22 protein-coding genes are annotated in these 25,354 nt (G+C 64.9%); 10 read left to right on the top strand and 12 right to left on the bottom strand.

Annotated features, from left to right (window positions below; all coding sequences use genetic code 11):
* Positions 1–101: 101 nt before the first annotated feature.
* From ABXH26_RS10800 to ABXH26_RS10790, 3 genes are all read left to right on the top strand, one after another.
* Positions 102–3,929: a S8 family serine peptidase gene (locus ABXH26_RS10800; RefSeq protein ID WP_353567079.1), complete on the top strand. Its 3,828-nt coding sequence runs from the start codon at positions 102–104 to the stop codon at positions 3,927–3,929.
* A 301-nt stretch (positions 3,930–4,230) separates the two neighbouring features.
* Entirely contained in the window at positions 4,231–4,989 is a 759-nt protein-coding gene (locus tag ABXH26_RS10795) for a hypothetical protein (protein ID WP_353567078.1), read from the top strand.
* An 80-nt stretch (positions 4,990–5,069) separates the two neighbouring features.
* Positions 5,070–5,675, top strand: a complete 606-nt coding sequence (locus ABXH26_RS10790; RefSeq protein ID WP_353567077.1) for a hypothetical protein — start codon at positions 5,070–5,072, stop codon at positions 5,673–5,675.
* Here the strand turns inward: ABXH26_RS10790 and ABXH26_RS10785 are convergent.
* Together ABXH26_RS10785 and ABXH26_RS10780 are read right to left on the bottom strand one after the other, a co-directional pair.
* Positions 5,665–6,585 carry an endonuclease/exonuclease/phosphatase family protein gene (locus ABXH26_RS10785; RefSeq protein ID WP_353567076.1) on the bottom strand — a complete coding sequence of 307 codons (921 nt, stop codon included), beginning with the start codon at positions 6,583–6,585 and terminating at the stop codon, positions 5,665–5,667. The two genes, ABXH26_RS10790 and ABXH26_RS10785, sit on opposite strands and share 11 nt — an antisense overlap.
* A 52-nt stretch (positions 6,586–6,637) precedes the next feature.
* Positions 6,638–7,309: an MBL fold metallo-hydrolase gene (locus ABXH26_RS10780; RefSeq protein WP_353567075.1), complete on the bottom strand. Its 672-nt coding sequence runs from the start codon at positions 7,307–7,309 to the stop codon at positions 6,638–6,640.
* 117 nt (positions 7,310–7,426) lie between these two features.
* On the opposite strand from ABXH26_RS10780, the gene ABXH26_RS10775 reads away from it, so the two are divergent.
* Entirely contained in the window at positions 7,427–8,005 is a 579-nt protein-coding gene (locus ABXH26_RS10775; protein WP_353567074.1) for a sigma-70 family RNA polymerase sigma factor, read from the top strand.
* Positions 8,002–9,525 carry a LamG-like jellyroll fold domain-containing protein gene (locus ABXH26_RS10770; protein ID WP_353567073.1) on the top strand — a complete coding sequence of 508 codons (1,524 nt, stop codon included), beginning with the start codon at positions 8,002–8,004 and terminating at the stop codon, positions 9,523–9,525. The genes ABXH26_RS10775 and ABXH26_RS10770 overlap by 4 nt, the downstream gene beginning before the upstream one ends.
* Positions 9,526–9,534: 9 nt before the next feature.
* On the opposite strand, the gene ABXH26_RS10765 is transcribed toward ABXH26_RS10770, so the two are convergent.
* Both ABXH26_RS10765 and ABXH26_RS10760 read right to left on the bottom strand, forming a co-directional pair.
* Positions 9,535–11,508: a glycoside hydrolase family 88 protein gene (locus ABXH26_RS10765; protein WP_353567072.1), complete on the bottom strand. Its 1,974-nt coding sequence runs from the start codon at positions 11,506–11,508 to the stop codon at positions 9,535–9,537.
* 78 nt (positions 11,509–11,586) lie between these two features.
* On the bottom strand, positions 11,587–12,915 hold the full coding sequence (locus tag ABXH26_RS10760) for an MFS transporter (protein WP_353567071.1): 1,329 nt from the start codon (positions 12,913–12,915) through the stop codon (positions 11,587–11,589).
* 230 nt (positions 12,916–13,145) lie between these two features.
* Here ABXH26_RS10760 and ABXH26_RS10755 point away from each other — a divergent pair, with 230 nt between their 5' ends.
* Complete coding sequence (locus ABXH26_RS10755) at positions 13,146–14,432, top strand: class II aldolase/adducin family protein (protein WP_353567070.1); 1,287 nt, start codon at positions 13,146–13,148, stop codon at positions 14,430–14,432.
* Between the two features lie 54 nt (positions 14,433–14,486).
* Here the strand turns inward: ABXH26_RS10755 and ABXH26_RS10750 are convergent, their stop codons facing one another.
* The 3 genes from ABXH26_RS10750 to ABXH26_RS10740 all read right to left on the bottom strand — a co-directional run bounded on the left by ABXH26_RS10750 (position 14,487) and on the right by ABXH26_RS10740 (position 16,655).
* Positions 14,487–15,416: a PEP-CTERM sorting domain-containing protein gene (locus ABXH26_RS10750; protein WP_353567069.1), complete on the bottom strand. Its 930-nt coding sequence runs from the start codon at positions 15,414–15,416 to the stop codon at positions 14,487–14,489.
* 260 nt (positions 15,417–15,676) lie between these two features.
* Positions 15,677–16,072, bottom strand: a complete 396-nt coding sequence (locus ABXH26_RS10745; protein ID WP_353567068.1) for a hypothetical protein — start codon at positions 16,070–16,072, stop codon at positions 15,677–15,679.
* 325 nt (positions 16,073–16,397) lie between these two features.
* The gene (locus tag ABXH26_RS10740) at positions 16,398–16,655 is read right to left on the bottom strand and encodes a YMGG-like glycine zipper-containing protein (RefSeq protein WP_353567067.1); all 258 of its coding nucleotides are present in this window, start codon (positions 16,653–16,655) and stop codon (positions 16,398–16,400) included.
* 287 nt (positions 16,656–16,942) lie between these two features.
* On the opposite strand from ABXH26_RS10740, the gene ABXH26_RS10735 reads away from it, so the two are divergent.
* The 4 genes from ABXH26_RS10735 (at position 16,943) to ABXH26_RS10720 (ending at position 20,480) form a co-directional block, all read left to right on the top strand.
* Positions 16,943–17,677: a superoxide dismutase family protein gene (locus ABXH26_RS10735; protein WP_353567066.1), complete on the top strand. Its 735-nt coding sequence runs from the start codon at positions 16,943–16,945 to the stop codon at positions 17,675–17,677.
* Positions 17,678–17,814: 137 nt separating this feature from the next.
* The gene (locus ABXH26_RS10730) at positions 17,815–18,300 is read left to right on the top strand and encodes a YciE/YciF ferroxidase family protein (RefSeq protein ID WP_353567065.1); all 486 of its coding nucleotides are present in this window, start codon (positions 17,815–17,817) and stop codon (positions 18,298–18,300) included.
* Between the two features lie 60 nt (positions 18,301–18,360).
* Entirely contained in the window at positions 18,361–19,419 is a 1,059-nt protein-coding gene (locus tag ABXH26_RS10725; RefSeq protein ID WP_353567064.1) for a type IV pilus twitching motility protein PilT, read from the top strand.
* An 8-nt stretch (positions 19,420–19,427) separates the two neighbouring features.
* Positions 19,428–20,480 (top strand): type IV pilus twitching motility protein PilT, encoded by a 1,053-nt coding sequence (locus ABXH26_RS10720; RefSeq protein WP_353567063.1) that lies wholly within the window; start codon positions 19,428–19,430, stop codon positions 20,478–20,480.
* Between the two features lie 4 nt (positions 20,481–20,484).
* Here the strand turns inward: ABXH26_RS10720 and ABXH26_RS10715 are convergent, their stop codons facing one another.
* From ABXH26_RS10715 to ABXH26_RS10695, 5 genes are read right to left on the bottom strand one after another with little or no spacing between them, the layout of a single operon-like run.
* Positions 20,485–21,252: a 3-ketoacyl-ACP reductase gene (locus tag ABXH26_RS10715; protein ID WP_353567062.1), complete on the bottom strand. Its 768-nt coding sequence runs from the start codon at positions 21,250–21,252 to the stop codon at positions 20,485–20,487.
* Between the two features lie 52 nt (positions 21,253–21,304).
* A complete protein-coding gene (locus tag ABXH26_RS10710; protein WP_353567061.1) occupies positions 21,305–22,456 on the bottom strand; it encodes a Gfo/Idh/MocA family protein in 1,152 nt (383 codons plus the stop codon).
* 30 nt (positions 22,457–22,486) lie between these two features.
* Positions 22,487–23,302, bottom strand: coding sequence for a sugar phosphate isomerase/epimerase family protein (locus ABXH26_RS10705; RefSeq protein WP_353567060.1), 816 nt, complete (start codon positions 23,300–23,302; stop codon positions 22,487–22,489).
* A 52-nt stretch (positions 23,303–23,354) separates the two neighbouring features.
* Positions 23,355–24,734 carry a glycosyl hydrolase gene (locus ABXH26_RS10700; RefSeq protein ID WP_353567059.1) on the bottom strand — a complete coding sequence of 460 codons (1,380 nt, stop codon included), beginning with the start codon at positions 24,732–24,734 and terminating at the stop codon, positions 23,355–23,357.
* Positions 24,735–24,773: 39 nt separating this feature from the next.
* Entirely contained in the window at positions 24,774–25,319 is a 546-nt protein-coding gene (locus tag ABXH26_RS10695; RefSeq protein ID WP_353567058.1) for a helix-turn-helix domain-containing protein, read from the bottom strand.
* Positions 25,320–25,354: the final 35 nt, after the last annotated feature.

The raw sequence follows: 25,354 nt of genomic DNA, 5'->3' as shown, positions 1-25,354 counted from the left end.
GGTGACACAAGGGAAAATAATGAGTCATTTTGTCAAACCCCGCACTTTGCATCCCCGATTTTAGTAATTATACCGATTTTGCCTGCTAGCTCAACCCCATCGTGAAATCCCACTATCTCCTTCTTCCTGCCGGACTTGGACTGGCCTTTGTGGCCGTCGTTTGCTGCCAACGATCCACTCCCGGTACCGCTTCTTCCGAGACCCCTGCCGCCGCGGCCTCGATCACTCCCACCGTGGCGGGTCATGTCGCCGATCCGGTCAGCCGAACCTTTGTCGGCCGGGGAGGGGACGGAGCTCCGGTTTCCTATGAGTTGATGCTGGACAAGGCCGTGGTGCGCCAGCCGGACGGGCACGACCGCATCGTCAAGCTCGATCCTCCCGCCACCGCCGAGCAGCTGCCGGGCCGCCTCGCCGCCATGAACGTGGAGGGCACGGTCCAGCCGCTGTGTTATTCCGAGCAGATGCCCGGTGTCTATCATATCGTGACCAACGACATCACGGTGAAGCTCGCGCAGGCGGGCGGGGACGTGGCGCTGCCCGCCGGCCTCAAGGTCAAGGAACGGCCGTCGTATGCGCCGGACCATGTGGTCATTTCCGCGGCTGATCCTTTTGCCGCGCTGGCCGCGGTCGGCGGACTGCAGCAGGAGGACGGCGTCCTCATGGCCGAGGTCCAGCTGGCGCGCCAGTTGTCACGCCGCACGATGCCCAATGACACCTTGATCGGCAACCAGTGGCACCTGAAGAACAACGGGTTTACCGCCGAAGGCACTGACATCAACGTGGAGGAAGCCTGGAACTACGGCGGCGAGGGCGGCGTCCGGGGCGCCGGAGTGGTGGTCGGCGTCTGCGACGACGGTCTTCAGAACGCCCACCCCGACCTGATCAACAACATCGACCCGTCCATCGACTACGACTGGAACGACGGCGATACCAATCCGAGTCCCGGCGTGGGCGATTATCACGGTACCGCCTGCGCGGGTGACGTGGCCGCCGAGGGCAACAACAACCTTGGCGTGTGCGGCTCGGCCCCGGAGGCCACCTTGGTGGGTATGCGGCTGATTGCGGGAGCCACGACCGACAGCCAGGAAGCCAGCGCCATGGCGCACAAGAACGACATCATCGATATCAAGACCAACTCCTGGGGTCCGATGGACAGCGGCCAGCTGCTGGCCGGTCCCGGCTCGCTGGCGCGCGCCGCGATCGAAGATGGTGTGAAAAACGGCCGCGGCGGCCTCGGCACCGTGTTCCTGTGGGCGGCCGGCAACGGTTTGCAATCCAGTGACAACTCGAACTACGATGGCTGGGCCAACAACATCAACGTGATGGCCGTCACGGCGATGGACAGCCTCGGCCACCAATCCTACTACGCCGAGCCGGGAGCCAACATCCTGCTCACCGCCCCGTCCAGCGGCAGCACCTCTTTGGGCGCACTGGGGATCACCACCACGGACATCGTTGGAGCCGACGGTTACGATCCCACCGACTACACCTCCACCTTCGGAGGAACTTCCTCGGCCACGCCCACGGTCGCCGGCGTGGTGGCTCTGATGCTGGAGAAAAACCCCGGCCTCGGCTGGCGGGACGTTCAGGAGATTCTCATCCGCACCGCTGCCAAGGTGGACGAAACGGATGACGACTGGGTCGACAACGGGGCCGGCTTCCATTTCAACCACAAGTATGGGGCCGGCCGGGTGGACGCCACCGCCGCCGTGAACATGGCCGAAGGGTGGACCAATCTCGAACCCCGGACTTCGGTCGGAATGGTCAAGAGTTCCCTGGGCCTCGCCATTCCCGATGGCAACACCGACGGGGTGACCACCACCTTCGACATGAGCAGCACCAACATTCGCTGCGAGAGGGTGGGGCTCACGCTGAGTGCCACGCACCCCTTCCGTGGGGACCTGCGGGTCACGCTGACTTCGCCCTCGGGGACGGAGAGCGTGCTTGCCGAGCAGCACGGCGACGATAACGCCAACTATTTTTCATGGCAGTTCACCAGCACCCACCACTGGGGGGAGAACTCCGGCGGAATCTGGACCCTGCGGGTGGCGGATACCTCTCCCGGTTCGACCGGAACGCTGACCCTGGCCTCCCTCCAGATCTATGGCACCCCGGACGGACCCCAGAATCCGGCCCCCACGGTGCAGATCGTGTCGCCCAATTCCGGCGATTCTTTCAGCGTCGGCACCGAGGTCACGGTGGACGTCTCCGCCGACGACCTGACCCTGGAAGGGGCGCCTGGCGTGGTTGCGAGCGTGGAACTTCTCGACGGGGACGCCCCGGTCGGGACGGTCACCGAGGCGCCGTTCACCTTCTCCTTCACGCCGACCGAGGGCGACCACACGCTGACCGCCATCGCCACCGATTCGGAGGGGGCTTCCGCCATTTCCGCTGCCGTGACGATCATCATCGGAGACCAGCCTCCGAAGATCACCGATGCCGGGATTTCACCGTCGAGCCCCGCCTATTCGGACGAGCCGCTGTCGGTGGTGGACCTGACGGCTTCCGATCCGGAAGGCGACGAGATCACATTTTCCTACACCTGGGAATACTCGTCGGATGGCAGCAATTGGCAGGCTTCGTCGGAAACGGGGTCCACTCTTCCAGCGGCACCTGAAAACTCCGGCAAGCTCTGGCGGTGCCAGATCGTCGCCAGCGCCAACGGCTTGGAAAGCGATCCGTTCACGACCGGGACGGTCAATGTGCTGGATCGCCCCCAGATGGTGGTCGAAAGCGGTGCCACCTACGATTACCAGAGCAAGCTGGTGCTCCGTGGTACGCCCGCGGAGTACAGCCATTGGGCGATCGTCAATGAATTCAGCCAGGGCGTCGATGGCCCGGCGGAGTGGATGGAAATCCTGGTGGTGCGTGAGACCTCGCTCGTCGGCTGGTCGATCGGAGACTACGACTCCACCAAGCGGCTGACCTTCAGCGATGTGGAAACCTGGGAATCGGTGCCGGCCGGCACCTTGATCGTCATCTATTACGGGCTTTCCAAGGATACCATGCTGCCTGCGGATGATCGTGAGCTGGCGGGCGGATCCATGGTCATTTCCAGCAAGGACCTCAGCTTGTTCTCCGGAGAATGGCCGGGCTTCACCAACAGCGGGGATGCGGTCATTTTCCGCGACGACGAGGACACCGTGCAGACGGCCTTTTCCTGGGGCGCGGGAACCGGCCCCGGCCCGCATTTCAGCAACATCCAGAACAACAAGGCGATCTACTACGAGCTGGACAACACCGACGGGCTCGAGACCTCTTCGAACTGGACCGTCACCAATGCCGACCGCACGCCGACGAGCCCGACCGGTGCCGGTGTCACGCCCGCCCTCGGGAACCAACGCGACAATGCGGGCTTTGTGGCGGACCTCCGTGCCGCGGCCTTCGATTCTCCGGCCTTGTTCCGGCTGGCCGAGGGCACCTCGCTGCCGGAGGGCTTGACCCTCGACCCCAACACCGGGGCGATTTCGGGGTCCGTCACCGCTCCGCTGGGGCACTACGCGATCGAGATCGAGCGCTACAACGGTCTTGATGAAGTGGTCACCCAGAGCTTCACGCTGACGGTGGCCCAGACGGTGCCCTTCGCCACCTGGATCGCTGGCTATGCGCCGGTTGACACCACCCTCGGCGGCGATCCGGACGGTGATGGTCTCTCCAACCTGCTCGAGTATTACCTGGGTAGCGACCCCACCGCCCCGAGCGCCGGCCCGACCGGCTCCGTGGTGGAAAGCGAACTGGTCATGGATTTCCCTCACCTGAAATCCTCGACCGAGGGGACTCTGACCATCGAATGGTCCGATGACCTTGCGGAGTGGTCGAGCCTGGGGGTGAGCACCGAAGTGATCAGCGACGATGGGGATAGCGAGATGATCCGCGCAAGCGTGGATCAGGGCGATGGGCGCCGCTTCATGCGGCTCGGCATCGAGTAATCCCGCGCCAGCAGCCGTCAATCATCCCGTGACCGGGGTCACCCCCCGCTCACGGGAAACCTTGCGCATTTAGTTAAGCAAACTAAGATTTTAATGGAGTTGAAGTGAGGTTTGTGGAAGAACGGGACGTCCCCACCGGGAACCCCCGGCGTCACCCGCGCTAGTTCACCCACCCCTGGCCCTCCCCACCCCTTGGGAGGGCAACCCCCACATGACCCCATTTCCGTACGTAAGGACGGCCCTTGCGTGCTTGTTGCTGGCCCCCAGCCCGCTGCAGGCACAGAGCTGGGTTTCGTTCTCCGTGTCCCTCGATTCCGGCCAACCCGGCAACACTTATACCGGCTTCCACGAAGGAGGTGCCGGCGTCAACTCGGTGTATGCCATCGGCTTCCAGGCGCAAATCACGGATGTCGATGGCACCGCGTACGCCATGGACCCGCTGGTGACCTTTTGCACCGAACTGGCGGAACCGATCAGTGTTTCTTCCTACACCTTCCACCTCGCCCCCATGCAGTTGGCGGCCGCCGGACGGGCGGGCGAGGCCGGTACGGCCAGCTCCGGCATCCCGGCGGGCGGCATCGGGAACCTCCGCGCGGCACGGGCGCAGTGGCTGTTCGACCACTTCGCACCCTCGGAGATCCTCAGCGACTGGACCTACATCAGCAGCCAGCCGCTCACCCAAGCCTTTCAGCTGGCGCTGTGGGAGGTCACCCACGACTCCGATCTCAGCCTCAGCTCCACCAGTGGCGACATCTACGTGGGCACCCAGTCCAACACCACCCGCAACAACGCGATCAAGCTGGCGCAAAGCTGGCTGAACCAGCTCTCCACGGCCAACATCGACGAGACCTACGAGGCGCAGAACTACCACCTGTGGGTCCTCATCAACGAGTCGGGGAACCCGGACAACGGCTACGGCTACCAGGATATCCTGATCGCCTCGCGGATCGGATCGACCAATGACGGCGTGATCGTCGAACATATCGATCTGGTACCCGAGCCGGAAGTCGCGCTGCTGGGTGGGATCGGGCTGCTGCTGGTGCTGCGCCGGCGCCGTTGAGCAAAAAATGCGGATTCTGGCCGGATCCACCCAAGGATTAGATTGATTCCTCGCGGCGACGGGACCAAGCTACGGATCCCATGAAAACCATGATCGACCGTTGTTCCGCGGTCGGGCGCTTCAGCCATTGGATTGAAGTGCCTTCTCCCCCCTGTTCTCTCGCCGTGGGTGCCACCTGCGGTTGCGATCATTTCCTGTTGGAAAAAGAAATCGCCTCCCGGCTCAACCGCGCGGGTCGGTTCGACGGTGCCCGTTTTCACGAGTTCGATCCCCAGGATATCCGGCAACTCGCCGGTGATCCCGCGATCCGCAGCTACATCCTCGTCCGTGCGGGGCTGGCCGACTCCCGCTACAAGGAGTGGAACGATTACGAAAGGGTCCTGCGGGGACTCGCCTCCATCGGCGGAGTCGTGCTTTTCGGCTCGGCCGCGATGGATGCCACCCACGAGCTGCCGAACGTCTGCCGGGTGATGGTCGGGCACTGCGTCGCCTGTCAGGAAGCCGACGTGTCGGCTCGCATCGAGCCTCATCCGCATGAAGTTCGCGACATGGCGGAGCACATCTGCGGGGTGTTCGGGCAATGGCTGCTGCGCTTCGATGCCAGCCTGCCGCCCCGCGGCCACCTCATGAGCCATCAGGAAACGGAGGCCCTGCTCGGGACACGAAATCGCGCCGTCACCTGCTGATCCGCGCCCCGGCGTGGCGCCTGCGGAGGGCTGCCGACCCGTCCGGGCCGGCAGCGTTTGATGGCGGGCCGGCGTTTTTTCCCTCCGGCAGCTCGAAGGCTTTCACCACCGCCATGTGCTGCATCATCGGTGCGGCGGAATCCTCCTTCCGCGCGGGAGCGGGCGGGGGATCCCACAGCCGTGAATCGAAGACCATGCCGTGGGGAAAAGTTCGCCCGGCGAATTCCAGCGGCACGTGCAGACGTTCGAGTTCCGCGTCGGGCATTACCCAGTCGTAGGGCTTGTTGCGGTTCAGGTTGGTGTTCGAGTTCCCGTTCTGGTCCAGCGGCACCTGCGCGTCGGAAAAGAGCTGCTCCAGCACCTTGACCGCCGGCTCGTCGCGGTCGGTCGCGTTGAAATCGCCGCACAGCACCATGTAGTCGGCCGCCGGGAACTCGGCGGCCTGCCCGACCAGCACCCGGGCCTCCTTTTTCCGTGAGGCCCGCTTGCCGGAGCCGTGGAGGTGGACGCTGACCACGTGCAGGTCGATCGCGCCGGGGAGATCGATCGTTGCCCAGGCGAAATCCCGGTCAGGCACCTGCGGGTCCTGCCACTCGCCCGCGGCCGTGATCGGGTAGCGGCTGACCACTCCGCAGGGGATCGGGTCGTCGCCTTCCTCGATCATGAAATGAAAGTCCTCCCCGAACACGCGGTCCACCCAGGCCCGCGGCCCGCCGGCGTCCGGGACGTTGAATTCCTGGACCGCGACGATGTCCGGCTTGAGCGCCTGAAGGATGCGGTCACCCGCCTCCCGATAGCTCTGGCGATGGCCGCTGGTCAGATTGGCGGTGGCGATCACCACCCTCTCGCCCGCCGTCAGCAAGGCGGGCAGTGACAGGACGCCCATCAACCATGGCAGCAGGAGTTTCAATACCGCGCATTCAAGGCGATCGACCGCTTTCCGCAAGCGGCGAAATCGCCGGCTACAGCCAGCCGACCCGCTCGAAGGCGTGCCGGGCCCGGGCTTTGGCATCCTCGCGCAGCGGCTCGCCGTGGCCGACGATGACCGTTTGGAAATCCCAGGCCATCATCTGCCGGACCGACTTGCGGAAGGCCTCGGGGTTCCGCACCGCCACGCGCAACCGCCGCGAAGTGCCCGGATTTCGCTCCGCGCCAAGCCCGGCGCGCAGAAGCAGCTTTTGCCACGGATTTCCCGGCGAGGGAAAGTTCATCAGCAGGTCGCACACGATCAGCGTGCGGCTGGGGGCGTGGAAAAAAAGGTGCTCCGAAAACCCCGGCGCACCCTCGATCGGCAGGACTTCGATTTCCCCCTGCCATGACTCCGGCGCGGGCAGCAGCGGCTCGACCCGCCGCCCGATGTCGGCGAACCCGGGCGGTGCCAGGTAGATCGCCTCCGGAAACGCTCCGGCGCCTGCAGCGGCGAAGGTGTCGTGGTCCAGCATCGGATCCGTGATCCATGCCGGCCTGCCGAGCGCCCGGATCTCCGCCGCGTCGTCCTCGGAAAACGGAGCCGTCGAATGGATGACCAATGCGCCCGAGCCCAGTCGCATGACCGTGACGTGGCGGCCGATGTCCAGCCCGGCGAAGGCAAGCCGGTAGCTGCGGTGCCAGATATGGGGGCCGATCGCTTCCATCAATGAGCCACCCCTCGTGCGGGTGGGGGAGATTTCCAAGCATTTCCCCGGTGACCGGGGAATTTCCGAACGTTTCCGCTTTCCCGGACATGCCCACTTGGGAGGTTGTTCCTCCCCGTGCGCCCCGCCATGACCTTCCGCACCTCCGCCAAGTCCGCCGATCCCGTTTCCGAACAGCGGGAAGGGGATTTCGTCTGCCAACTGATCGGAATCCAGCCCGAGCTGAGGGCGTTCATCGGGCACCTGCTGCCGATCGTCGATGCGCGGGCTGACGCGCTGCAGGAGGTGAATCTCCTGCTATGGAAAAAGCGCGAGTCCTTCGAGCCGGGCACCAGCTTCAAGAACTGGGCCTTCACCTGCGCCCGCTTCGTGGTGATGAGCCGGCAAAAGAAGGCCCGCCGGGACCGGCGGTTGGTTTTCAGCGACGAACTGATCGAGCGGCTGGCCGAGGAATTCGAGCAGGCCGACCCGAGCATGGAAGAACGCCTGCCGGCCCTCCGGCGCTGCCTGGAAAAGGTGCCGGAGACCGAACGCCGGCTGCTGCTGGACCGCTATTCGGAGCACGGCGCGGTCACCCGCCACTCCGAACGCAGCGGCCGCAGCGCCGCCGCCCTGCGGGCCATGCTTTTCCGCCTGCGGATCGCCCTGCGGAAATGCGTCGAGCGTGAACTCCAGAACCACCCCCTCTCCCCATGAACCGCCGTCAGTTCGAGGAACTCGTCGAGAGACAGATGGAGGGCATGTGCTCCGAGGCCGAATTCAGGGCCTTGGAAGAGGAGCTTCAGCAATCGCCCGAGAAACGCCGGCAGTATCGGGAGGCGCACCTGCTTCACGAGATGCTTCATCTTGAGGCCACCGGAGCCTCGGCCACGCTGACCTCCACCCATGTCATTCCCGTCGATGAAATCCTCCGTCGCCAGCGCCGCAAATCGGTGCGCCTCGCCCTGGCCGCCGCGGCGGTGGTGATGTTGGCGGCGGCCCTGGCCCTGCACCTTGTCCAATCCCGCACGGTGGCACCGCCCCTGACGATCGTGGCCGCGCCGAACTCGCAGTTTTCGATGAGCGATCCCAGTGGGCGTCCGCTCTCCGCCGCCGAATTGTCGCCGGGAAGCCGCGTGACGCTTGATCAGGGGACGCTGAAGCTCGACTTCGAAAGCGGTGTCGCCGCCATCATTCAGGCGCCGGCGGAATTCGTGTTCGAGAACCGCCAGTGGGTCCGTTTCATCCAAGGCATGGGACGGTTTCATGTGCCCCACCAAGCCACCGGTTTCCGCGCCACGGGCAGCAGCTGGCAGGCGGTCGATCTCGGCACCGACTTCGGGATCATCGACCGCCCGGACAAAGACCCGCAGATTCATGTCTTCGAGGGCAGGGTGGCCGTCACCGCCCGCACCGGGCTGCGTGATTCCAAGACGCTCGCGGCTGGTTCCGCTGTTCGCGTGGCCTTGAATGGGAAACTCCGGCCGATCCGGGTGGATCCCGATCTTTTCTATCAACATCTGCCGGACGATCTGCCCTATGTCCGGCTCGGATTCGAACCCGGTGCCGACGGCTCCCTGCACGCCGTCGGAACCCATCCGGAAGCCGCCTCCATGAAGGTGAAGCCGCTACGCGGCGTCCGGTGGGTGCGGGGACCGCACGGCATGGCGGCCTCCTTCGCAGGGAAGCGGATGCAGGTCACCACCGATTGGCGGGGGGTTGATGGCCGGGCTCCGCGGACTATCAGTGCCTGGATCCGGACCGATCCCGGGCAGCCCTGGCGCCAGTATCAGACCATCGTCGCCTGGGGAGATCCCACCATCGGCCTGGCCGCCAAGAGCGAGCTGCTCCTGCTCCAGCCGTCCAAGGACGCGCCGACCGTGCTGCGCTTTTCCTTGGACCAATACATCTTTTCCGGCAGCACCGATCTGGCCGACGGAAAATGGCACCACGTCGCGGCGAGCTTCCACGTCAACACCGAGGGCAAGGACCGCCCGGTGGTTCGGCTCTATGTCGATGGCCGGCCGGAAGAGCTCGACCTGGAGCATTCGTCGATCGAACCGCGGCGGATCGTCGGGCCGATGACCCGCACCCGCGGCAAGGCCTCCATGCCGGTGGTCGTCGGCTTCACCGACCGCCCGGAGCGTGGCCGCGGATTCCGCGGTGAAATCGACGAGGTCACGATTTTCGAGGCCTCGCTCGGAGCGGACCGGATCCGCCGCCTGGCGGAGGAGTGAAACGACCGCTCAGCGGGCGTCGCGCAGATAATCGATCCAGTCCTGCTTGGTCTTGATCCCGCCCTGGCCTTCCCAGCCGAAGCCGGTCGACCACGCGATGCGCCCTTGGTCGTCGGTCTTCGCGATGACCAGCGACTGCACGTCCTCGCCCGCGCCCTGGGCCGTGGTGGTCACCACCTGCGCCGGGTCGACCACGACACCGGTCCCGAGTCCGAGGTCGTCCAAGGTTTCCCACAAGGCGAAGCGGCCGGTGGCAGGCGAGGCGATGAAATCGGCCTCGGCCGTCTGGTGCTTGAGGCCGATCGCCACTTCGAACACGCCCGGTCGGCCATCGATGGTGAAGGACGAAACGCAATCGATCAGGTGCCTGCCCATGACGATCGTGACCCGCTTCGTCTCCCGGGCCACGCGGCCGTCGGGCAGCGGGTTTTCGTAGGAAAGCTCGAACACGCCCTGATCGGGACCGTCCTCGAGAATTTTGAAGCTCGCCCAGGTTTCCAGGTTGGCCGGCTTGCCGTCGATCCACAGTGCGATTCCCCCGCAGCCGCGGGTGTCGCCCACCTTGTAGGCGTCATAGCCCTCGCCTTGGTCGGCATGGTAGGTCTTCGCGCCCCATTCCGCGCGCTTCGAAGCTTCGGCGGTCTGGTACTCGGTGAGTTGGGTCACGTCCTCAAGGTACCACTTGTCCAGCACCGGGTAGGGGACGCGCTTGAGCCAGGCATCGATGCCGCCATCCTCCGGGCCCGACCGCAGCGCGGGGCCGTAGGCGCGGAAGGCCACCTTGTCGTTTTCAAAGGCGAAGTCGTCCATGCGTTCCGGCACGTATCGCACCACCACGCGCGGGGTTTCCCGCAGGAAACGATCGGGCAGCTTCACACCCTCGAAGCTCGCGAGGTCGGGCCGGGCCTTGGAGGGATCGAGGCCGCGGACGATTTCCGAGCCGGCCAGCAGCAGGGCACCGGTGCCGTAGACCTCCGTCGATGGCGGACCGGCGGCGTCCGGCCGGTCGCCGATGCGCTGGACGAAGCCGAGCATGCCGTCCTGCTGGATGCAGCCCTCCAGCGCCTGCCAGCCCTTTTCGAGGGCGGGCTGGAAGATATCTTTTTCCAGCAGCCCGCGGTTGAGGCCCCAGGCCATGCCATAGACGAAAAACGCGGTGCCGCTCGCCTCGCCGACCTTGCCATCCGGGTCGAGCAGGCTGGTGCGCCAGAGGCCGTCCTTGTTCTGCAGCTTCACCAGCGCATGCATCATGTCGTGGTAGAGGCCCAGATATTTCTCCCGCGAGGGATGGTCGGCGGGCAGGTAGTCGAGCACGTGCACCAGGCCGCCGATGACCCAGCCGTTGCCGCGCGACCAGAATACCTTGTGGCCGCCCTCCGACCGGTGGTCGAAGAACCTACGGTCCCTGTAGTAGAGGCAGTGCTGCGGGTCGTAGAGGATGTCGGTGCAGGTCCACCACTCGCGGTCGGACCACTCGAGGAAACGATCGTCGCCGGTGATTTCGCTGAGATGCGCCCACACCGGCGGTGACATGAAAAGCGTGTCGCACCAGGAAAAGGTGAAGGTCCCGCCCGAGTCGGACACCGCCGGCTTGCCCAGCAGCTTGGCTTTGATCTGGTCGAAGCGCTGGATCGTCGGCTTCAGCTTGGCGAGGTCGCGGTCCATCTCGTAGAGCCCCAGCCACGCCTGCATCACCGCGTGATCGTCCGGATGCAACACCAGCTTGCCGGGCTCGTAGTCGACCCGCTGGCCGAAATCCTTCACCGCCTCCAGGTATTTCGTTTCCCCGCTCACCTGATGGAGCTGCAGCAGGCCGAGAAAATACGGGGCCTGCGTCCAGTCGGTGATGGGATGGTCGGAGGGGTGCTCGAGCTGCCAGTCGGCGGCCCGTTTCATGTCGGTGAGCACGCCGTCGGTAGTGAGTTCCGCCGTTGCGGCGGTGCCCATGGCCGCGGCGAGAGCGATTGATGGGAAAGGATTCATAGCCGGGCTGGAGGGTGGCCCCTTTGTCCGCCGGAGGCCAGCCGATCCGGGAAAAAACGCGCCGCGGGTCGTGCCGGGCTATTCCTCCACCGGGTCCAGGTTGTCATCCAGCGGGTTCATGTGGGGCATGAGCAGGTGGACCAACCCGAGGATCACCAGGTAGGCGGATCCGGCCACTAGGAAAGCCCAGAAGAAGCCGGTGTTGCCGGCTTCGTCGAGAGCCTTGCCCAGCGCGTAGCTGCTGACCATTCCGGCCAGCGCGCCGACCATGCCGCCGATGCCCACCACCGAGGCGGTCGCCTTTTTCGGAAACACGTCGGACACCAGCGTGAAGATGTTGGCGGACCACGCCTGGTGGCCGGCGGCCCCGATGCCGATGAGCACGATCGCCACCCACTTGATGTCGGTCACCGCCACGTAGCAAACGGGCAGGATCATCAGCGCGCAGATCAGCAGCGTCATCTTGCGGGCCTTGTTGGTGGACCAGCCTCGGCCCAGAAAGTTGCCGGAAAGCCAACCGCCGAAAATGCTGCCGGTATCGGCGATGGCATAGATCACGAAGAACGGCGCACCCATGTGCTTGATGTCCACCTCGAACTTGCGGGCCAGGAAGATGGCGCCCCAGAACAGGTAGAACCACCACACGGCATCGGTGACCTTTGCCAGCGCGAAGGCCCAGGTCTGGCGCTTGGGCAGGACCTTCGACCACGACAACGGCGTGACCTTCGCCTCCGTGACCGAGTCGCTGTTGATGTAGGCCAGTTCCCCGGCCGGCAGTTTCGGGTGCTCCTCCGGCTTGCGGTAGGTTTTGAGCCACAGGATGACCCAGATCGCGCTCAGCGCCCCGGTGATCAGGAAGGGATAGCGCCAATGCATCAACTCGCCCTGGCCGCGCTCGCCGCCGCTCCAGGAAACGCAGGCCGCGATCACCAGCGGTGCGGCGATGGCGCCGATGGAGGTGGCCGCGTTGAAGATGCCGGTGGCAAAGGCGCGCTCCTTTTTCGGGAACCACTCGGCGGTGGTCTTGATCGCGGCGGGGAAGTTGCCGGATTCCCCGAAACCGAGGCCGAAGCGGGCGAGCGAGAAACCGATCAGGCTGAATCCACGGCCGATGGTGGCGTGCAGCATGCCGCAAAGGCTCCAGATTCCGATCGAAAGCACGTAGCCCTTGCGCGTGCCGAGACGGTCGATGATGCCCCCCATGCTCAGCATGCCGATCGCGTAGGCGATCTGGAAAGCCACGAGAATCTTGCCGTAATCCGCGTTGGTCCACCCGAACCATTCAATCAGTTCGGGCGACAGGATGCCCATCAGGCTGCGGTCGAAGTAGTTGATCGAAGTCGCGGCGAAGAGCAGGGCGAGGATCCGGTAACGGTAGCGACCGGCTGGCTTCAAGGAATCGGACATGGGTTTGGGCGGCTGGGGCTTTTAAAAGGTTGTCCTACAGCTTTCGGGCTCCACCCATCCCGCGGCAAGGTTCAAATCGCCGACAAGCGGGGGAGTGTGTCAGCCTCCCTCCGGACGGCGTCGTCTCCGTGGTCTGCGGAGCGGGGGAGCCGGAATCCCATGCGATGATTCAGGGAGGAAACGGCAAGAAAGTGAGGGACAGAGGGCGCGGTCCGGACGCAGGGTAGGGCATGGAATCGAGCTGGCTGCATCCTCGCGAGGAACTGGTCCGCACCATGGCCCGGATCTACCGCTACAACATGACCACCACCTCGGGGGGAAATCTTTCCATCCACGACCCGGACGGCAGCATCTGGATCACCCCCTCGCGCCTCGACAAAGGGCGGCTGCGTGCCTCGGACATGGTCCAGGTGTTTCCCGACGGGAGCCGGGAGGGAACGGTCGCCCCCTCGTCCGAGTTTCCCTTCCACAAGGCGATCTACCGCCGGCGGCCCGACATCCGCGCGGTCGTCCACGCCCATCCCGGCGCGCTCGTTGCCTACAGCATCTGCCGCCAGATGCCGGACCTCCGCGTCCAGAGCCATGCCTACGAGGTCTGCCGCAAGATCGCCTATGCGGACTACGCCCCTCCGGGCAGCGATGAACTCGGCGACAACATCGCCGACGCCTTCGCTGGTGGAGCCGATTGCGTGATGTTGGAGAATCACGGGGTGGTGGTGGGCGGCAGCGACCTCCAGGATGCCTTCCAGCGATTCGAGACCTTGGAGTTCGTCGCCCGCACCTTGATTCACGCCCACCGGCTCGGCTCGATCACCTCCGTGCCCACGGAAATCCTGCGCCACCCGCCGCGCGCGGAGTTCGGCGTGCTGGTGGACCGGGCGCCCTGCAACCGCGAGCGTGAGCTGCGCGGCGCGATCTGCGATTTCGTCCGCCGCTCTTATGAGAAGCGGCTGCTCATCAGCACCGCAGGTGCCTTTTCCGCCCGGCTCGATGGAAACGAATTCGTCGTCACGCCGCACCGCCGGGACCGGATGGAAATCGAGCGCGACAAGCTGGTGCGGACGCGAGGTGGCAGCTGCGAGGCCGGCGGTCAGCCCTCGCGCGCGGCACTGCTGCACGCCCGCATCTACGAGCGACATCCGGACGTCGGCGCCGTGATCCTCGCCCAGCCCGCCGCGGCCAGCGCCTACTGCGTGAGTTCGGCCGAGCTTTCGACGCGGACCATTCCGGAAAGCTACCTGGTGCTCCTCGACGCGCCGAAGGTCCCGTTTTCCTGCATCGTGAACGATGCCGATGCGCTCGCCGACCACATCGACCTCAAGCGGCGGCCGGTGATTCTGATCCAGAACGAGGGTGCGCTCATCGTCGGGCGCGACCTGTTGGATGCCTTCGACCGCCTTGAGGTCCTCGAAGCCACCGCCGAAGCCCTGCAGCTGAGCCAGTCGCTCGGCGAGCTGGTCCCCATGCCCGACCAGGCCCTTGCCGAGTTGCGCGAGGCCTTCGGGATGGACGAATGAAAAAGCGGCAGCCCCCGCCGGGGATGCCGCTTCAAAAAAATCGACCGGCCTGTTTCAGGCGCGCCGGCGGCGGAGCATTCCGAGCATGCCCAGTCCGCCCAGCAGGGCGACCGAGGGCTCGGGTACCACGGAGAGCAGCCCGGTGGCTTCGTCGAACTGATAGATGCCGGAGGACCAGGTGTCGTCGCCGTTGTCGGTGAAGCCGGCCACGGTGAAGGTGGAGCCATAGGTTTCCGCGAGGGTCGCGTTGTCCACCAGCTGCCAGCTGTCACCCAAGGTCGTGCCGGCACCGGTCAGGTCCAGGATGAAATCACCGTTCAAGCTCAGCACGCCCGTGCCTGAGATGCTGTTGTTCACGCCCGCTGAACCGATCAGGAAGTTGAATACCGCATCGTCGGCAAAAGTGGCGAGGCTCTGCACGTTGTTGAGCGACAAGTTGCCATTGAAGGTGCTCGAGGGGCTGCTGAAGGTCACCATGCGGGCGGTCGAGCCGCTGCCGTTGGCCATTACGGTGATCGAGGAGTTCCCGGAGATCGCCGAGGCAATGTCGAATCCTCCCTGGGCGGCGACGCCCATACCGGTGGGGCCGACGCTGATGTTTCCGGCGAGGGTGAACGAATCGCCATCTCCTTGCCCGTGTCGGAGCTGACCACCGTTGACGATCAGGTTTCCGACCGTGATCACCGCGCCGGTGCCACTGCCCTTCCACATCAAGGCTTCGTTGTTGACGCCCGAGAAGGATGCGGACCCGGAAATGGTCAGCGAATCACCCGCGAAGGTGAAGCTCGCATTGGTCGCGTTCGGCGTGCGGAGGAGGAAACCGTTGTTCGCATAGTCGTTGCCAGCGGTCGGGGCGGCCGATGAATCCCAGGAGCCGGCCGAGTTGAAGGACGAAGCTCCGAACCCGTCGCCACCGGTCATCACGACGGACGCCGCAAAGGCGGGGGTGGCCAGCAGGGTAGCTAAGATGAAGCATGCTTTCATGGAGGGGTTTTCTGGTGGGGTTGGCTGTTCAATAACCGCATGAGAAACGATTCTTGTTTCACTGCGATGAGTCGCATTAAAGGGGTGTCGATCTCTCGGCGTCAACCCGATTGGAGGTGCCCACACCAAAGTGGGGGGATGGGTCCCCCGACAGGGGCCGGGGAAATAAAAACGGCATCGACCCGGCGTTATGGGGGACGCTGGCGTGCGGTCTCTGCGACCGAGGCGGCGAGCGTGTTTCACCCGTCCAAGGGGGAATCCTAACGGCGAATCAGGATGACGTAGTCGAGGGTGCGTCCCGGCAGGGCGATCGTTTCGCCGGCCTTGGCCTGCTTGGACCACACCGCGGCATCGGCAAGCCACAGGTCGTGGCCGCGCCAGCGGGCGGGCCCTTCGGATCGGGTGAAACCGAGGCCCTGAAGGTCGGCCGAAAGCGCCCTGGCGGCTTCCACCCGCGCCGGGTCCGGGGTCCGCAGCACCATGGCCGGGAAGGTGCCGGTCGAGTGCATCACCATCACCGTGGCGTCGGCTTTCAGGGTGAAGGTCAGGTCGGTCTTCTTGGTCGGATCGGAGAGTCGCTTGGTCGAGATCCACGAAGCGCCCTCGATCTCCCTGGGCAACTCATCGAAGGTATTGTCCGAGGAGCCATCGACCATGGCCCATCCGGCAACTCGGCGGCGGCGTCTTCGGCCGGCTTGAGGTCGGAGGAGCCGAGCACCGCTCCCTGGCGGAAAGCCCAGTCGTCGAGCAGGCGCACTTCGCGGGCGGGCTCGGCATGGCCCGCGGACACAAGCGCGAGCAGGACGGTGGCAGCGGGAAAAAATCGGCCGGTCATGGACGGGAGTGTTTCACGACGCTATCGGGACGCCGGGTGAAGTCACCCCCCTTTGCGGGAGGGTGAGGGCCTTTCGCTTCACCTCCAAAAGAAACGCCGTCGACCCGGCAGCGGATCGACGGCGAGAAGTCGGGCTGAGTGAAAGTTCAGTAGCCGCGCTTGTCTTTTTCGTTGCCCACGGCGTAGCCACCCGCTCCGCCCACGGCGGCGCCGAGCGCGGCACCTTCCGCGGTGCGGCCCGACTGGTGGCCGATAATGCCTCCGGCCGCGCCGCCGATGAGGGCGCCCGTGGCGGCGTCGCGTTGGGCATTCGAGTAGCCCGGCCCGCAGGAGGTGACGAGAAGGCCGGCCGAGGCGGTGACGATGCTGGCAAGGACAAGACGAAGGTTTTGGATGTTCTTCATAACACCGGATCCTTTCGCCAGCGGCATGCCAAGAGCGCGCGGGCGGGCGATCCCACGGTGGCAAGCGCCCGGCCGGTAGCTTTTCCGGCGGCTGCGGGCCGGGGATCATTGCAAATCCCGAGATAGCCCGTGCAACTAGCACGGCCCATGAAGCGCGATGGTCGCTGCGGGCCCCGGCGCAGCAAGGATTCGGAGGAAGGAACGTTCCCTGCGAAAAGCTAAGCCCCGGCGATCCGCCGAAACCGGAGCGGAGCCGATCCACCAAACCGATCCCACCCATAACGAACATGAAAACGATTTCGAACCGATTCGCACTGATGGCCGTGTCCCTGACGCTCGGCATGTCTCTGCCGCCGGCCCTCGCCGCCGAGGGCGACATGGATCCGAGTACGTCCAAGGATATGCCCATGGACAACTCCAAGGATATGACTCCGGACAAGGAATCCGGGACCGCCATGAAAGAGGGTGCCATGGAGGACAACGAGATGGCCGAAACCATGAAAAAGGATGCTGCCCGAACGACCGCATTCGCCGACGTGACCGAGCTGGTCGCCGCCATCGAGCCGGTGAGCGGCAGCAACGTGAAAGGCTCGGTCCTTTTCGAGAAGGTGTCCGGCGGGGTCAAGGTGACCGCCAAGGTGGGCGGTCTCGAGCCGAACTCGAAGCACGGCATCCATATCCACCAGTTCGGCGATATCACCGCCGCCGATGGCACCAGCGCCGGAGGTCACTACAATCCGGAGGGAAATGACCACGCGCTGCCCACCGAGTCCAAGCGCCACGCGGGCGACCTCGGCAACCTCGAAGCCGATGACGATGGCAACGCCACTCTGACCCTGACCGTGGACAACATTTCGCTGACAAGCGGCAAGGACCCGATCGTGGGCCGGGCCGTGATCATCCACGAAAAGGCCGACGACGGCGGCCAGCCGACCGGCAATGCCGGCAGTCGCATTGGAGCGGGCGTGATCGGCATCAGCTCACCCGGCGACGACAGCGGGGAGAGCGCGATGGCCAAATGACGTCTTTCTTCCATTCCCTCACGGGCTGGCCGCCCCGGTCGGCGGCCGGCCCGTCTCCTTCACTCCGCGGTCGGCGGGGAAACGATCGTCCGCGCGAATCCTCCGTCGCTGCCGGCACGCCTCGGCCCCACCCGACCATGATTCAGAACCTCCAAGAGCTTTACTTCAGCCGTCTGCGGGACCTCTACAGCTTGGAAAACCAGCTGTCAGCGGCCTTGCCGGGGCTGTCGCGGCAGGTTTCGGATCAATCGCTGAGCCGCCTGATCCGAGCCCGCCTCGAGCGGGGCGTCCGTCAGTTGGCCCGGATCGAGCGTCTGTGTGCCCGGCATCTCATTTCGCCAAAGGGCGAGGACTGCGTCGCGATGGGGGGCCTGATCGACGAAGCGGGACGACATGCGGCGGGCAGCGTCCCCGGCGAAGTGCGCGATGCGTTGATTCTCGTGTCGCTGCTTCAATTCGGCCAATTCGAGGAGGCTGCCTACCGGGTGGCGGAGAAGTTCGCCGCTTCCCTCGATTTCGGCGACGATGCCGGCGTGCTGGCGGAATCGCTGGCGGAGAAGTGTTGCTGCCAACGCGCGGCGGCCGATTTTGCGGAGGTCGATTTTTCCGACGACTCCGGCTGATTCAGACTCGGCGGGGATTCTCCTTTGCGACGGCACCGCGGCTGTTAGCGTCGGGGGCGAATGGATCCGTTCGTGCTCGAATTGCTCGCCACTTCCTTTCGTGGCGGGGCCAGTGACGTGTTTCTGGTGGAAGGGGAACGCCCCCGGGTCCGCCAGGATGGCGAGGTGATCATCGCCCACGGCGAAGCCCTCGACCCCGCTTCGATCAGCGCCATCTGGAAAGCCTGCGGGCTGGATCCCGAACATGTCGCCGACGGCGATGCCAGCTTCGTGGCCGAGGGCATCGGGCGGCTCCGCGTCAACGTCTACCGTACGCTCGGCCGAATGGCCGTGGTGATGCGCCCGATCAAGAGCGAGATTCCCGAATTCGGTGACCTCGGTCTGCCGGGCGAAATGTTGGAGAGATGGGTCGAGCGACGCTCGGGCCTGATCCTCATTTGCGGACCGACCGGCTCCGGCAAGTCCACCACGGTGGCCGCCTGCCTGGAGTGGATCAACCGCCACCATTCTCGCCATATCGTGACGCTGGAGGATCCCATCGAGTACCTCTTCAAGAATCAGCGGTCATTCTTTTCCCAGCGGGAAATTCACCGCGACACCGGGGACTTCGACCTGGCCCTGCGGCAGTCGCTGCGACAGAACCCGGACGTCATCTTTTTCGGGGAAATCCGCGATCCTGGCTCGGCCCTTTCGGCCCTGCGCGCCGCGGAAACCGGCCACCTCGTCATCTCCACGCTGCACGCCGCTGGCGTTTCAGGCGTGCCGATCGCCATCGAGCGCCTGACCCGCTTGCTCGGGGCGGAAATGGCGGGCACCTCCTACCTGCTCGCCTCGCAGCTGATCGGCGTGATGGCCCAGCAGCTTCTGCCGCGGCTCGATGGAGGCGTGGTGCCGATGCTCGAATACTTCGAGAACGTCGCCTCCACCCGACGCCTCATCGGAGAAAACCGCGTGTCCGAGCTGCGCGACCACGTCGATAACGGCGACGCCCGCACCGCCTGCGCGTTCCTGCGTTATCTCGTCGCAGCGACGCAGCAGAACATCATCGACCGCGATACCGCCCGCTCGGCCTGCGACCGGCCGCAGGACTTTGATCGGGCGATGCGAGGCTTTTCCTGATCCATCCCATGAGCGAACCCAAGGAAATCTCCGACTACCTCCGCCAGACCGTCGAGCTGGGCGGGTCCGACCTCCACCTCTCCGGCTGGGCGCCGCCAGCCGCCCGCGTATCGGGATCGATGGTGCCGCTTGAGGACTTCCTGTTCGACCCGGAAACGGTGGCGTCGGTGATCGACCAGTCGCTCAGCGAGAAACAACGCGCCGACCTGGAGGAAAACCTGGAACTCGACTACGCCCTGCAGCTCGAGAACGTCGGCCGTTTCCGCGGCAACGTCCACGTGGTGCGCGGACACCATGAGGCGGCTTATCGTTTCATCCCCGAGGAGATCCCGGAACTCGACAACCTCGGCCACCACTCGACCGTGGCCGACCTCTGCAACCTCCGGCGCGGACTCATCCTGGTGACCGGCATCACCGGCTCCGGCAAGACCACCACGCTCGCCGCGATGCTCAGGCGCATTTCCGAGACCCGCTCGGGCGTGATCGTGACCATCGAAGACCCGATCGAGTATGTCTTTTCCCATAACTCTTGCCTCATCAAGCAGCGGGAGGTCGGCCGGGACACCAAGGGCTTCCCGATCGCGCTGCGCCAAGCCCTGCGCCAGGATCCGGACGTGGTCGTCGTCTCCGAGTTGCGGGATCTGGAAACGATCCGCATCGCCTTGACGGCGGCGGAGACCGGCCACCTCGTGCTCGCCACCTTGCACACGGTCGATGCTCCGCAGACCATCGACCGGCTGGTCGATGTCTTCCCGCCCGAGCAGCAGCAGCAGATCATCACCCAGCTCGCCGGCGTGCTGGAGGGCGTGATTTCCCAGCGGCTCATCCCCCGCGCCGATGGCGAGGGCCGCGTGCTCGCCTCGGAGGTGATGCGCGCCACCCACGGCATCCGCGCCTGCATCCGCGAACGCAAGATCGAGCAACTGGTCGGCTTGATGGAGATCTCGTCGCGCGAGGGCAACCGGACCATCGACCAATCGATCAAGGTCCGGCTCCAGCAGGGCTACATTACGCTGGAGGAAGCCCTCTTCCACGCCCGCGAGCCGCGGAACTTCGAATAGGACATCACAGCCGTGGCAGGGTCAGGCCGCCGTCGATCAGGATCGTCTGGCCGGTTGAGTAGGGGAAATCGAAGCGCGCCAGCGCGGCGACCGCCTTGCCGACATCTTCCGGCGTTCCCCAGCGCGGCGTGACGCAGAGGCCGTCGGCGATGAGTTGGTCATACTTTTCCGTCACGCCGGAGGTCATGTCGGTGCGCGTGATCCCCGGCCGCACCTCGTAAACCGGCAGCCCGAATTCCCCGAGCCGCGCGGCGAAGAGCTGGGTGACCATCGCCAGGCCGGCCTTGCTCACGCAGTACTCGCCGCGGTTCACCGACGCCACGGTGGCGCTGATCGAGTTGACGTTGACGATGCAGCCCTGGAACGAGTCGTCGGCCTGCTTCTGTTCGATCATCCAGTTCGCCGCGGCCTGGGTGAGGAAGTAGGGGCCTTCGAGATTGATGGAAACGAGGCGCCGGAAGCTTTCGGTCGTGGTTTCCAGCACGTCCTTCCGCTCGGTGGGGGCGACGCCCGCGTTGTTGACGAGCATGCCCAAGCCGCCGAAGTGCGAGCGGATTTTCTCCAGAATACTACGACGATCCTCGGAGTTCCCGACGTCGCCCTGGCAGTAGATCGTTTCCGGCGCGCCGGCCTGCCGGATCCGGTCGAGCACGTCGGTTACCTGCTCCTCGGGCCGCATGCCGTTGATGGCGATGCAGTGTCCTTCCTTCGCGAGCGCGAGCGCGATGCCGAGTCCGATGCCACGGCTGCCGCCGGTGATGAGAGTGATCATGAGGGGAAAAAGGAGCACAGGCGCCCCGCCTGTGAAAGGTTCAGGCTGTCATTCAGGGTTCAAGAGCCGGCACCTCAAGCCATCGCCTCTCTTCACTCGACCGCAGCCCGAGCTCGGCGAGCTGCACGCCCTTCGCGCCTTCGAGCAGGTTGTAGTGCCACGGCTCGTCGAGCACCACGTGGCGGAGAAACATCTCCCACTGGGTTTTGAAGGCGTTGTCGTAGGTCTCCTGCTCGGGCACCTTGCTCCAGCCTTCGAAAAAGTCGATCGGCTGCGGGATGTCGGGATTCCACACCGGGCGCGGGGTGTTGCCGTAGTGCTGGATCCAGCAATCGCGCAGCCCGATCACCGCGGAGCCCTTGGTGCCATCGACCTGCATGGTGAGCAGATCGTCGCGGCGGACGCGGACGTTCCAGGATGAGTTGAAGTGGCAAATGATGCCGTTCTCGAGTTCGAAAGTACTATAAGCGGAGTCGTCGGCCGTGCAGCGGTAGGGCTGGCCGGCCTCGTCGATCCGCTCGGGAATGTGCGTCGCGGCGAGGGTGGAGACGCTTTTCACCGGGCCGAAGAGGTTGTCGATGACATATCTCCAGTGGCAGAGCATGTCGACGATCAGGCCGCCGCCATCCTCCTTGCGGTAGTTCCACGATGGGCGCTGGGGCGGGACGGTGTGGCCTTCGAAGACCCAGTAGCCGAACTCGCCGCGGACCGAGAGGATGTCGCCGAAGAAGCCGTTCTCCTTGAGCCGCGTGAATTTCACCAAGCCGGGAAGCCACAGTTTGTCCTGCACCACGCCGTTCTTCACGCCGGCATCGCGGCAGATCTGGTAGAGCTTGTAGGCGTCCTCGGTTTTGATCGCGGTCGGCTTTTCACAATAGACATGCTTGCCGGCGGCGGCGGCCTGTTTGACGGCATCGAAGCGGCGCAGGGTGCTCTGGGCATCGAAGTAGATCTCGTAGGCCGGGTCGTTCATCACCGAGTCGAGGTCGGTGGTGTATTTCTCGACCGAGGTCTTTTCGACGAGCGTCTTGAGCTTGGTCTCGTTGCGGCCGACGAGGATGGGGTCGGGCATGATGGTCTCGGTGGGCGAGACTTTGACGCCGCCTTGCTTGATGATGGCGTCGATCGAGCGCAGCAGGTGTTGGTTGGTGCCCATGCGTCCGGTGACGCCGTTCATGATGATGCCGATGCGATGTGTTTTCATAAAAAGGAACACAGGCGTTCCGCTCGTGAATCAAGGGAACTCAACATGTGCTTCAAAGGCCCGAACGATGCGCCGGAGATACTCATCCGGATCATGGGACCACCAGCGGTGGGAGAAGATCTCGACTTCGATCCAGCCGTTGAAACCGGTGGCTTCGACCTGGCGGCGGATCCCCTTGATGTCGATGCAGCCCTCGCCCATGAGGCCGCGGTCGTTGAGAAAATCCGCGGTGGGCGTGAGCCAGTCGCAGACATGGAAGCCGATGATGCGCTTCCCGGCGCGCTGGATTTCGGCCTCGAGGTTCGGGTCCCACCAGAGGTGATAGACATCGGCGGCGATCCCGATTTCGGGCGGGGAGCCGAGGCGGTCGAGAAGGTCGTTGGTTTGGCCGAGGGTGTTGATGGCGCTACGGCAGTCGGCGTACATCGGGTGGAGCGGCTCGATGGAGAGCCTCACGCCCGTGGCGCGGCCGTGGTCGAGACAGGCGGCGAGACCTTCCTCGATGTGCTTGCGGGATTCGCTGAGCGGAAGCTCGGGCTTGGCGCCGCAGACAAGGACGACCTGCGGGGCGCCGATGGCGGCGGCTTCGTCGAGAGCGCGGAGGTTGTCGTCGATGGCGGACTGTCTTTCCTGCGCGCTGAGATAGGGGAAGAACCCGCCGCGGACGAGGGAGACGGCGCTGAGGCCGTGGTCGTCGAGGATGCGCCGGGACTCGTTGAGTGACCGGCCTTCAAGCCACTGCCGCCAGACGCCGATGCCTCGCACCCCGGCGGCGCGGTATTTCGCGGCGGCGGTGGGGAGGTCCCACGACTTGGTGGTGATGGTGTGGATGGCGAGGCGGTGCACGGGGGAGGAGGAGTGGCTTGGAACGATTCACAGGCGGGACGCCTGTGCTCCTTTAGAAGAAGGTGAGATAAGGGGCTTTCTGAATGAGGCGCTGGAGGTAGACGGCGAGTTCCATGACGTGGTAGTCGCCCCACATGCTGGACTCGCCGTAGGGGACCTTGTCGGGCTCGGGGCGATGGTCCCAGCCGTTGGGGTGGTGGTAGATGCTGTGGAGCAGCAGGCCGTGGTGGGCGGGGTCGGCGCTGGCGTAGGCCTCGGAGAAAAGGCTGGCGGCGGTGACGAGGGCGGCCTTTTCGAAGCGTTCGGCGGCATCCGATTCACAGGCGGGACGCCTGTGCTCCTTTAAATATCGGGCGAGGCGGAAGAGGCCTTGGGCGGTGATGGCGCTGGCGGAGGAGTCGACGGGTTCCCACTCGTTGAAGGGATCGGCGGGCTGGCTGAGGTCGAGCCGGTGGGAGTTCGGGCCGGCCTGGTCCCAGTAACTGATGCCGTCGGCGGCGGTGTTTTCGATGAAGTTCTCCGCGATGGCGGTGGCGGCGCGGAGCATGAGCGACTCCCATTTTTCCCGGCCTCCGAAGGGTTCGAGCGCAGCGTCGGAGAGGGTGGCGAGGAGTTCGAGTTCCTCGGCGAATCCGAGCATCGCCCAGGCCTGGCCGCGGGTCCAGGTGGAGAAGCCGGTGTAGCCTTGCTGCGAGTTCGGGCAGCGATAGGCACCGTCCTTGGTGTTGAAGATGGCTTCGTGGGTGGTGCGGCCGGGCACGTCCCAGATATCGCGTCCCTCGCCGTAGAAAACGGAGTATTTCGCGGTGGACTCAATGTGGAGCAGGGCGCGTTCGAGCAGGGAAATCGGCTTGTCGCCCTCGCCCATGAGGACGTGGCCAAGCTGGTGCGCCTGGATGAGGATGCGGCAGGAGCGGATGGTATCAACGAAGAGCGAGTGCGGGCCGTTGAAGGAGTGGATGAAGCCGCCACCGCCCTGGCGCTCGGTCCAGCGGGCGGCCTGGACGGCGCCGCTGACCTTGAGGGCGAGTTCGTAGAAGTGCCGTTCCCACTCGTTTTCCGGCAGGCGGCCTTCGAGCATCAGCCTACGGAGGTTACCGTAGGTGGAGAGGTTGTTGAAGCCGTGGTCGTGGACGCCGATGTGGCTGACGTGGCTGGCCATTTTTTCCACGGTGCGGCGGCGGCCGGACCCGAGCGATGACTCATCGCCGGTGGCGTCGAAATGGAGGATGGCGATGCCGTAGCGGAAGCCCTCGGTCCACTCGGTCCAGCCACGGGTGGTGTATTTTCCGCCGACGGTGAAAACGGGCGAGCCCTGGGAATCGTCGTATTCGCGATCGATGGCGGCGATTTTTTCCCCGGCGTTCGAAAAGAAGCGATCGAGGGCGGGGGCGAGGGTTTGGAGGGCGGGTGGGGTGGAGAGGTCGATCATGGGAATGGGGGGAAGGAGTTTTAAACTCCTTCTCCATAGTTAGAACCGGTGGGTTTTGGTGAGGTGGGCGATGGTGAGTTCGGCGTCGGCAAGGATCTCGTAGGTGTGGGGGAGGACGGCGTCGAACTTGAGCGCATCGCCGGCTTCGAGGGTGTGCTGCTCGTGGGTGAAGGCGATGTGGACGCGGCCCTTGCGGACCCAGCAGATCTCGAATTCGTCGCCATGGGCCTCCGGGTGGAGCAGCGAGTCGCCGGCCTTGGCGGTGGCGTGGAAAAGCTCGACGCCATCGAAGGCGATCTTTTCGAACTCGAAAGGCCCGGAACGGTAGTGCGTCGCCGATTTCCGCCGTGCGGTGGGCGACTCGGCGAGCGAGAGCAGGTCGGATGCGGACAGCCCGAACACGCGGGCCAGCCGGTGGAGGGTGGGCAGCTCGATGAGGTTCTGGTTCCGCTCGAGCTTGGACAGCGAGGCGATCGAAAGCCCGGATTGATCGGAGACCTGCTGCAAGGTCAGGCCCGATTGCTTGCGCAGATCGCGGATGACGGTGAAATCGAGGGAGAGGTTTTCTGACTCCGTTTCAGGCACGGAGGTATAAAAAGTGCCATCTTATTTATTTCCAG

Origin of the sequence: Haloferula sargassicola, from assembly GCF_040362925.1 — a bacterium.
Taxonomy (GTDB): domain Bacteria; phylum Verrucomicrobiota; class Verrucomicrobiia; order Verrucomicrobiales; family Akkermansiaceae; genus Haloferula; species Haloferula sargassicola.
The sequence above is the reverse complement of the archived record's forward strand: the minus strand, read 5'-3'. Positions and strand labels throughout refer to the sequence as shown.